We start from the raw sequence: 7,422 nt of genomic DNA, 5'->3' as shown, positions 1-7,422 counted from the left end.
CCACTCGGAACTGGACACCGCGCCGGACGGTCTGGCTGAACCCGGACCGGGAAGACCCGCTGGTTCAACGCGATCAGCGATTAGAAGCCGCCTGATTCCAGGTTCCAACAAGCTTGACAGGCATCGCATGGTTGAAGATGTATTTGATAAGGATCAGTATCCTAAAGACAAACAACAGGATATATTTATCATAGGTAGTCCTCGTGAAGTTCTGCAAAGGCTATATAGCGTTGGTTTTTTAGGCCTATTTAATGAAAGGACTAGTTCTTTTGTTTTTTGCCATGATGGTAAAGACCCTGATCGAGATTTTGATGGTGATGCAAGGCTTCTTATACATCCATGTTATTGGCTTGCATTGTCTACAACTCAGTCCCAGTTAAAGCTAGACGAGGCAGAGGATATTCATGATGAATATGATATAGAAGTCACTTCTATATCTATCGAGCAGAGGAATCAAAAAATTGGAGCGCTTTTACAAGAAATTGATAATATTCCAGAAGGGCCTTCAGGAGCACATGATTTTGAACATTGGTGTCTTAAGGTTATAAAAATAATATTTGCTGGATCTTTATGCAATGTTGAGTTGCATCCTAATGTGAATGGTTTACAGCAAAGAGATATCGTAGGTACTAACCTTGAAGAAACTAAGTTTTGGAAGAGGGTTTTTCAGGACTACAATACAAGACAAGTGATTTTTGAAGCTAAAAACTTTAGAGATTTACGTGCAGATGCGTATAGACAAATAATCGGGTATTTATTTAAAGAATATGGCTCTTTTGCATTCATAATTAATAGAGATGATAATAACAACCTCTCTAAGCATAGGGAAATAGAGTGGTCAAGAGAAATATACAATAGTCATGGAAAAGTTGTAATTAAGATATCGTATAAATTTTTAAAGAAGCATCTCAGTAAATTGAGGAATCCTCAAAAGCATGATGCTATTGATAAGGAATTGAATTCGCTGCTGGATACATATACAAGGAGATATTTCTCCTCGAAATCTAAGTGATATTAAAAATAGATAATTTTTTTGATAACTTTCTATGAGCGAGCTCAATGAATGTTTATCTCACAAAGTAGATGCCTTGGCCTCGCAGCCCTTAGAAGGCAGTTCTGCTGCATTCTGACTGCTGGGTGCGTGGTTAGATGATGCGGTATTGTAGTTAAAAGTGGCCATGCTCAACGTTGGCAAGGTGATAATCGCCGCAAACCCCATAGCCCTTGTTGACGCGCTTTAAATGCAAGATGTCGGCTTGCGTTTGGCTGCCAAGGTGTTGCGATATGTTTGCGGCAATGTGCGCATCCCGCTGGGCCTCGGAGTAGGCTTGGCCACCGAAGATCAGGCCCGCCACGGCGAAAATGGCGACGACAGGAATCCATAGGTTATGCATAGCGTGCCCAGTGCGTAGGTGTGGTGTGCATGATGCCAGTCGGCAAAGTAGTTAGCAGGATAATAACGGGTTGCTGGTTTAGCTGCACTGATGGGTGTGGGCTGCGTGCGTTGCTGTTGAATGCCTCTCGCAGATTGAATAAGCTGCCTGCCGCTAAAAAGCCCTATTCAACCCTCCGGATCATCCCGAATCGCTATAAAAATGGCGTTTACGTGCCGCCCACGGCACCGGGGTTACTTTATGGATGAACGCAAATGACGCTTGAGCATTTGGTGGCGAATTATGGCAGCTTCGGCTTGTTCGTGGGGGCGAGCTTGGAGGGCGAAGGCATCGCGATGTTGGGCGGCATCATGTCTCATCAGCACCTGATCGGCATCTGGCCCGCTATCATCGCTCTGGCGCTGGGTTCTTTCCTGGCGGATCAAGTATTCTTCCTGCTCGGGCACTGGTGGCGCAACAGCGCTATCGTTCGTTCGGTTCAGGGTAGCACAGCGGGTGCGCGTGTACTGACCACGTTCAATGCTCGCCCGGACGTTTTCGCGTTCTCCTTGCGCTTTCTTTATGGGTTACGCATGGCCGGTGCGGTGACGATCGGTACGACCGATTACCCTTGGCTGCGATTTATCCTGCTCAATGCTATGTCGGCGCTGATCTGGGCGCTGGCCTGGGTCACGCTCGGTTATCTGTTTGGTCAGGCCCTTGCGCCACTGTTCGAGCGGCTGAGTGGCTATTCCCATTTTATATGGGCGGGTGTTGTCGTTGCCTTTTGCATCGCGGCAGTGGCCGTGATGGCTTCCAGGCGGAGACGAGCTAAGCGCATGACGACGCGCGATTGAGCTCAATGCCTCCGCCAGAAAGCGGCACTAACCTAGCGTTTTCGCCTCTCTTTTTCGGTAACTGCCATGAAAATCGACCTCTACCAAGTAGATGCCTTTGCCTCAAAACCCTTTGAAGGCAACCCGGCAGCGGTGTGCCCGCTGGAGGCGTGGCTGGATGATGCGCTGCTGCAGGCCATTGCAGCGGAGAACAACCTGTCCGAAACCGCATTTTTCGTACCCACGGAAGCGGGCTACCACTTGCGATGGTTTACGCCTTCGGTGGAGGTGGATCTGTGCGGCCATGCTACGTTAGCGGCGGCGTGGGTGGTGTTCCATGCCTTGGGCGTGGTGGCCGAGGCGGCCGAGGCGGTGGCCTTTGAAACCAGAAGCGGTGTACTGTCCGTTCGCCGTGAGGGCGATGTGCTGGTGATGGACTTCCCCGCGAAAACGCTCGCCCCGCTAGACATGCACACGGAAGTCGCCGCTGCCCTGGGCGATATCGAAATCGAAGAGCTGCTGATCTCGGATGACATTGTGGTGGTTGTCGAGGAGGCGAGTGTGATTGATCGCCTTGCACCGGATATGCAGCGGCTTAAACAGTTACCAGGGCGAGGTGTGGCCGTTACCGCGAAAGGCGATGACGTGGATGTAGTCTCTCGCTGGTTTGGCCCCAAGGTCGGCGTGGAAGAAGACCCGGTAACCGGCTCGGCGCATACGTCGCTCGCACCTTACTGGGCCGCGCGTTTGGGTAAGCAAGCGCTGACTGCCCGCCAGGGAGGGGCGCGCCAAGGCGCGCTGAGCTGCGTGGTAGAAGGTGAGCGCGTGATGATTAAAGGCCGCGTTGCGCCTTATCTAACGGGGCAAATCACGCTGCCTGATAGCTAATGAGCATAGTCTATGGCGATGAGGCTTCGTGGGAGTATCAGGATTGAAAACAAACATGTAAATGAGCATACCGTTCTCTTTCTTTATGGATCCGGTGGTTTGTGGCCTAAAGGTACACAAAGTTTATATTTTTCAAAGTAGGGTGTGGTAAATCCTTTAGTTGAATGCTATTTTGTGTCCTATGAGTACACAAAATAAATCAATATTAAAGAATTTATTAGAAGCCATACCACCTGGGTTCATGGCAGATACCGCTTGGCTTGAACGACATGGCGTTAGCCGCTTTCTGGCACGTAAGTACGTCGAGAACGGCTGGCTAGAGAGGGTTAACCGAGGCGTATTTCGGCGTCCTGCGCCTAGCACAGCCATCGATTGGAAAACCTGCCTGCTCTCCATTCAGCACATCATGCGTTATGACATTCATATCGGTGGCACCACGGCACTCTCCTTGCAGGGGTATGATCATTATTTACGTTTGGGCAGCCATGCGCCTGTTTGGGTATACGGTGATACGATCCCTAGCTGGCTCAGTAAGCTACCACTTACCGCCCCCATCAAAATCCGCAACACGTCACTGTTTTCTGATTCATCGCTAGGGCTAGCTAATCAAAGACACAATGATGAAGACGCACTGCCATGGGAGTGGGTGCTTAATGTGTCGATGCCCGAAAGAGCGGTGATGGAAGCTATGGATGAGCTGCCCGACCACGAGAGCTTTCATCACCTCGATATGCTCTTTGAGAGCTTGACGACGTTACGCCCAAAAGTGCTGTCCGTGCTGCTACACAGTTGTAAGAAGATTAAGGTAAAGCGGCTATTCTTTGTCTTTGCGGATCGCCATGACCACCCTTGGCGCAAGCGTCTTGATGCCACCGCGTTCAACCTTGGCAGTGGTGATAGGGCACTCGTCAAAGGCGGTAAGATTCATCCACGCTATCGTATTATGGTGCCTGCAGAATTTACGGGTTAGGGGCGACGTCGGGGGGCTAGCGATGGCACGTGAGATTTATGAGGCGCAGGTTGCGCTACTGGTACGTATCCTTCCGTATGTTGCTAAGGAAGAGGTCTTCGCGCCCTTCACATGAGCTATTGAATCCAAACCTCATCGATCTTGGTCAGCCTTATACACAAGAATTTGAGGGTATGACCAGAACTCCTGTTAGCCTCGAAGAATTGTTGAGCATACGTAAGCGATTGATTGCGGATATTCAGTCACGCTTTGATGAAAATACCAAACGCTTCTTACTGAGCCTGCATGACGGTCTACCGGATTTTGATGCCATCGGCCGCCCAGAAGCGGCCAATCTGCCTGCGGTACGCTGGAAACTCATCAACCTAAAAAAACTGAAAAACGATAACGCCTCGAAACATGCTGAGCAACGCCATGAGCTGGAGCACTTGCTGGGATAAGAGGTGCAAATCGGGATGCGAAAGAGACCGCTCGCCCCAGCCACCGTGTGCTTTACTATCTGCAATGCTGATTCACGGAGGAAGCCCCCATGGCCATTGGCGGCTTGATAGGATTACTGGACGACGTTGCCGCATTGGCGAAGTTGACCGCAGCATCACTGGACGATGTGAGCGCAGCCGCTGGGCGAGCAACGGCGAAGGCGGCCGGGGTGGTGTCGCGCCTCGTGCCTATCCAGAGGGCGCATTCTAAATAACGGCGCGGTACCATGCACCCTTACCAACGCCAGCCTCATGAGGCTGGCGTGTTATTACTTGCCGAGGCCTTTTCCATGACCCGCGTCGCCATCTTCGTCGATACCCAGAACGTCTATTACACCGTGCGCGAGGCCTACGGCAAACACTTCGATTACCGCCGTTTCTGGGCCAAGGTGACGGCGAACCGGGAGGTGGTGGCCGCCCGCTGCTACGCCATCGATAAGGGCGATGCCAAGCAGCGCGAGTTCCAAACTATCCTTCGCTCGATTGGGTTTGATGTCCGGCTCAAGCCCTTCATTCAGCGAGCGGACGGCTCCGCCAAGGGCGACTGGGACGTCGGCATCACTCTCGATGCCATCGAATACGCCGAGAAGGTGGATGTGGTGGTGCTGGTGTCCGGCGATGGCGACTTCGATCTGTTAGCCCAGAAAATCCGTGAGGTGCACGGTAAACGTGTCGAGGTCTACGGCGTGCCCCAGCTCACCGCCGCCTCGCTCATCAATGCCGCGAGCGAGTTCATCCCCATCGAGCGTGAGCTGTTGTTGGGCGGATAGCAGCGGCTGAAAGACCGGCTGAGCCGAATACGTTGGCTTATCGGCTCATTTTGTGAGCCGATAAGGGGCGGTAAGGCGGCGAATCCGTCTTATCAAGGCGTCGCCGATTGCCAGAGATCGCTCAATGGCCCCCCGACCGGGCTGAACTCGGGAATCGCCACGCGGGCTGCGCGGTTTTGCGCTTCGCCGAGTCGTGCGGGGTCACCGAGCTCGATCTCGGGCTGCTGGTTAGGGGGATAGGCACCCACCATGCAGAAATCATCGTCGGCGGTCAGACTGGCGTGGCCGACACCGGCAGGTAGTACCAACACATCGCCAGGATAAAGCATCAATGTGCGGCCGTTAGGACCCCCCAGGCGTGCCAGGGTTTGCCCGCGAAAGATACCCAATGCCTCATGAGCCGTTGAGTGAAAGTGATCGAAGTCGTAGAGGTGATAGCGCCAAGCGGGCAGCCAGTGGTGGCGTTGGAACAGGCGTTCGAATGCGTCGGCTCGCTTCTCCGCGTCGCTGGTGTCGACGACATGCCGGTAAATCAGCACCGGTAAGGCGGCGTTGGGATAGCCGGTGGCACCGTCGGCATCCAGGTAGAGTGTGTCGGGTGACGGAGCGTCCATGATGTCCTCCTGAGGCTGATGGAAGCGTTACATGCGTCAGCCTAGCCACTTTTTCTGCCCTTAACAGCGTGGCGCTTGTTTGGGGAGTCTCATGCCTCTGTCAGGCCATCCACCAGGAAGACACGGTAATCGGCGCCCTGGAAGCGGTGCTTGCGGGCCTCTTGGTAGGCGGGGCTTTGGTACCAGGCGCGGGCAGCGGCCATGTCGGGGAAGCGTAGAATCACCGCACCTTCCATGTCGCTGCCTTCCAATACTTCAACATCGCCGTAAAACGCTAGCGGCTGCGGGTCGTGCCCTTCGCGGGCGGCTTTGGCTTTTTCGCTATAGCGCTGCATCTCTTCGCTGTCGTGGGTGCGCTCACGGGTCAAAACGATATAAGCGGGCATTCCTTTCTCCTAGATAAGATGACAAGACGTTCCAGCATACCATTGCCGACGGGCGCTGCCTTATGAATCAGGGCGAGTGGGGCCGTCGGTGGGGGTGTACGCGTCCGCTTCGATCACGGCGTCGTCCTCTACCGCGCGTTCGAGCTGGCGGTGCTCCAGGGCAGCGAGCGCGATGCGGTAGCAGTCGTCGATGTGGCTGTTACCCATGTATTTCATGGCGGTAAAGCTGATGCCGCCTGCCACGGCACTGCCGATCAGCGGTACGAACTTGGACGCGCCTTTTGCCGCCACCCGAACGCCCATTTTGCTAAGTAGCGAGACGATGAGGTTCTGGGTGATGTATTTGCCCGCCATCTTGCTGCCGGTGTTGGAGATAGCGGTCATGACGAACAGCTTGCTCTCGGTATCCAGGCCGTCGATTTGCTCCGGTGTCAGGCCAAACTGGCTATTAATTTTGGGGATGATGCGCATCAGAATCGCCACGTCCGAGCCGATATCCAGTCCCGGTACGGGGATGATGGCGGTGCCCGCTGAGAGTCCGGCACTTTTGGTCACCATCGCTTGGCATGTCTTTTTGATGGCCTCGAGTTCTTCCTTCGTTTCGATCATGGGCAGTTCCTTTGGGGGATGGCCGCGCGTCATTTGAGCAAAGATTGGCTGTCGCCACAGCGGGTGTAACTGCAGCTGGGCTGGTGCTCATACAGCGTTTGGATGATTTGGCAGTCGGCGGCTTTGCCGCCCCGGCACTGGTGCACCACTTGGCGCAGCTCGTCCGCTAGCGCCTGCAGTTTGGCAATGCGCGCCTCCAGGTGCGCGAGATGGCGGCTAGCAATGTCATCGGCGGCGCTGCAGTCGGTGTCGGGGTGGTCTGAGAGCGCTAACAGCTCCTGAATGCTGTGCAGGTCTAGCCCCAGGTTGCGGCCATGGCGAATGAAGCTGATGCGCTCGAGCGCCGCCTGGTCGTAGTGTCGGTAGCCCTGTTCACCGCGTTGTGGGGGCGGCAGCAGGCCGAGTTTCTCGTAGTGGCGAATGCTCTCCGGTGAACAGCCGGTGCGGGCGGCCACTTCGCCAATGCGGTAGACGTGTGTCATGGCTTGACCCTGTAA

At 54.2% G+C, this 7,422-nt stretch carries 12 protein-coding genes; 7 read left to right on the top strand and 5 right to left on the bottom strand.

Annotated elements, in window-relative coordinates; genetic code table 11:
* Positions 1 to 127: 127 nt before the first annotated feature.
* Complete coding sequence (locus MHM37_RS09815) at positions 128 to 1,012, top strand: hypothetical protein (protein ID WP_239296514.1); 885 nt, start codon at positions 128 to 130, stop codon at positions 1,010 to 1,012.
* Between the two features lie 154 nt (positions 1,013 to 1,166).
* Here MHM37_RS09815 and MHM37_RS09810 read toward each other — a convergent pair whose 3' ends face one another.
* Positions 1,167 to 1,394: a hypothetical protein gene (locus MHM37_RS09810; RefSeq protein ID WP_239296513.1), complete on the bottom strand. Its 228-nt coding sequence runs from the start codon at positions 1,392 to 1,394 to the stop codon at positions 1,167 to 1,169.
* 254 nt (positions 1,395 to 1,648) lie between these two features.
* On the opposite strand from MHM37_RS09810, the gene MHM37_RS09805 reads away from it, so the two are divergent.
* From MHM37_RS09805 to MHM37_RS09785, 6 genes are all read left to right on the top strand, one after another.
* Positions 1,649 to 2,230, top strand: a complete 582-nt coding sequence (locus MHM37_RS09805; protein WP_239296512.1) for a DedA family protein — start codon at positions 1,649 to 1,651, stop codon at positions 2,228 to 2,230.
* Between the two features lie 66 nt (positions 2,231 to 2,296).
* Positions 2,297 to 3,097 (top strand): PhzF family phenazine biosynthesis protein, encoded by an 801-nt coding sequence (locus MHM37_RS09800; RefSeq protein ID WP_239296511.1) that lies wholly within the window; start codon positions 2,297 to 2,299, stop codon positions 3,095 to 3,097.
* 181 nt (positions 3,098 to 3,278) lie between these two features.
* Complete coding sequence (locus MHM37_RS09795; RefSeq protein ID WP_239296510.1) at positions 3,279 to 4,067, top strand: type IV toxin-antitoxin system AbiEi family antitoxin; 789 nt, start codon at positions 3,279 to 3,281, stop codon at positions 4,065 to 4,067.
* A 119-nt stretch (positions 4,068 to 4,186) separates the two neighbouring features.
* Positions 4,187 to 4,507, top strand: coding sequence for a hypothetical protein (locus MHM37_RS09790; RefSeq protein ID WP_239296509.1), 321 nt, complete (start codon positions 4,187 to 4,189; stop codon positions 4,505 to 4,507).
* An 89-nt stretch (positions 4,508 to 4,596) separates the two neighbouring features.
* Positions 4,597 to 4,761, top strand: coding sequence for a DUF808 family protein (locus MHM37_RS17110; protein WP_139525184.1), 165 nt, complete (start codon positions 4,597 to 4,599; stop codon positions 4,759 to 4,761).
* 75 nt (positions 4,762 to 4,836) lie between these two features.
* Positions 4,837 to 5,316, top strand: a complete 480-nt coding sequence (locus MHM37_RS09785) for an NYN domain-containing protein (protein WP_139525660.1) — start codon at positions 4,837 to 4,839, stop codon at positions 5,314 to 5,316.
* A gap of 92 nt (positions 5,317 to 5,408) precedes the next feature.
* Here the strand turns inward: MHM37_RS09785 and MHM37_RS09780 are convergent, their stop codons facing one another.
* The 4 genes from MHM37_RS09780 to MHM37_RS09765 all read right to left on the bottom strand — a co-directional run bounded on the left by MHM37_RS09780 (position 5,409) and on the right by MHM37_RS09765 (position 7,407).
* Positions 5,409 to 5,930, bottom strand: coding sequence for a cupin (locus tag MHM37_RS09780; RefSeq protein ID WP_139525185.1), 522 nt, complete (start codon positions 5,928 to 5,930; stop codon positions 5,409 to 5,411).
* Positions 5,931 to 6,019: 89 nt separating this feature from the next.
* On the bottom strand, positions 6,020 to 6,316 hold the full coding sequence (locus MHM37_RS09775; protein WP_139525186.1) for a DUF1330 domain-containing protein: 297 nt from the start codon (positions 6,314 to 6,316) through the stop codon (positions 6,020 to 6,022).
* 60 nt (positions 6,317 to 6,376) lie between these two features.
* The gene (locus tag MHM37_RS09770; protein ID WP_239296508.1) at positions 6,377 to 6,925 is read right to left on the bottom strand and encodes a hypothetical protein; all 549 of its coding nucleotides are present in this window, start codon (positions 6,923 to 6,925) and stop codon (positions 6,377 to 6,379) included.
* A gap of 29 nt (positions 6,926 to 6,954) precedes the next feature.
* Positions 6,955 to 7,407, bottom strand: a complete 453-nt coding sequence (locus MHM37_RS09765) for a helix-turn-helix domain-containing protein (protein WP_239296507.1) — start codon at positions 7,405 to 7,407, stop codon at positions 6,955 to 6,957.
* Positions 7,408 to 7,422 lie beyond the last annotated feature (15 nt).

The organism is Halomonas sp. MMH1-48, assembly GCF_022348105.1.
Classification (GTDB): domain Bacteria; phylum Pseudomonadota; class Gammaproteobacteria; order Pseudomonadales; family Halomonadaceae; genus Vreelandella; species Vreelandella piezotolerans.
The sequence above is the reverse complement of the archived record's forward strand: the minus strand, read 5'-3'. Positions and strand labels throughout refer to the sequence as shown.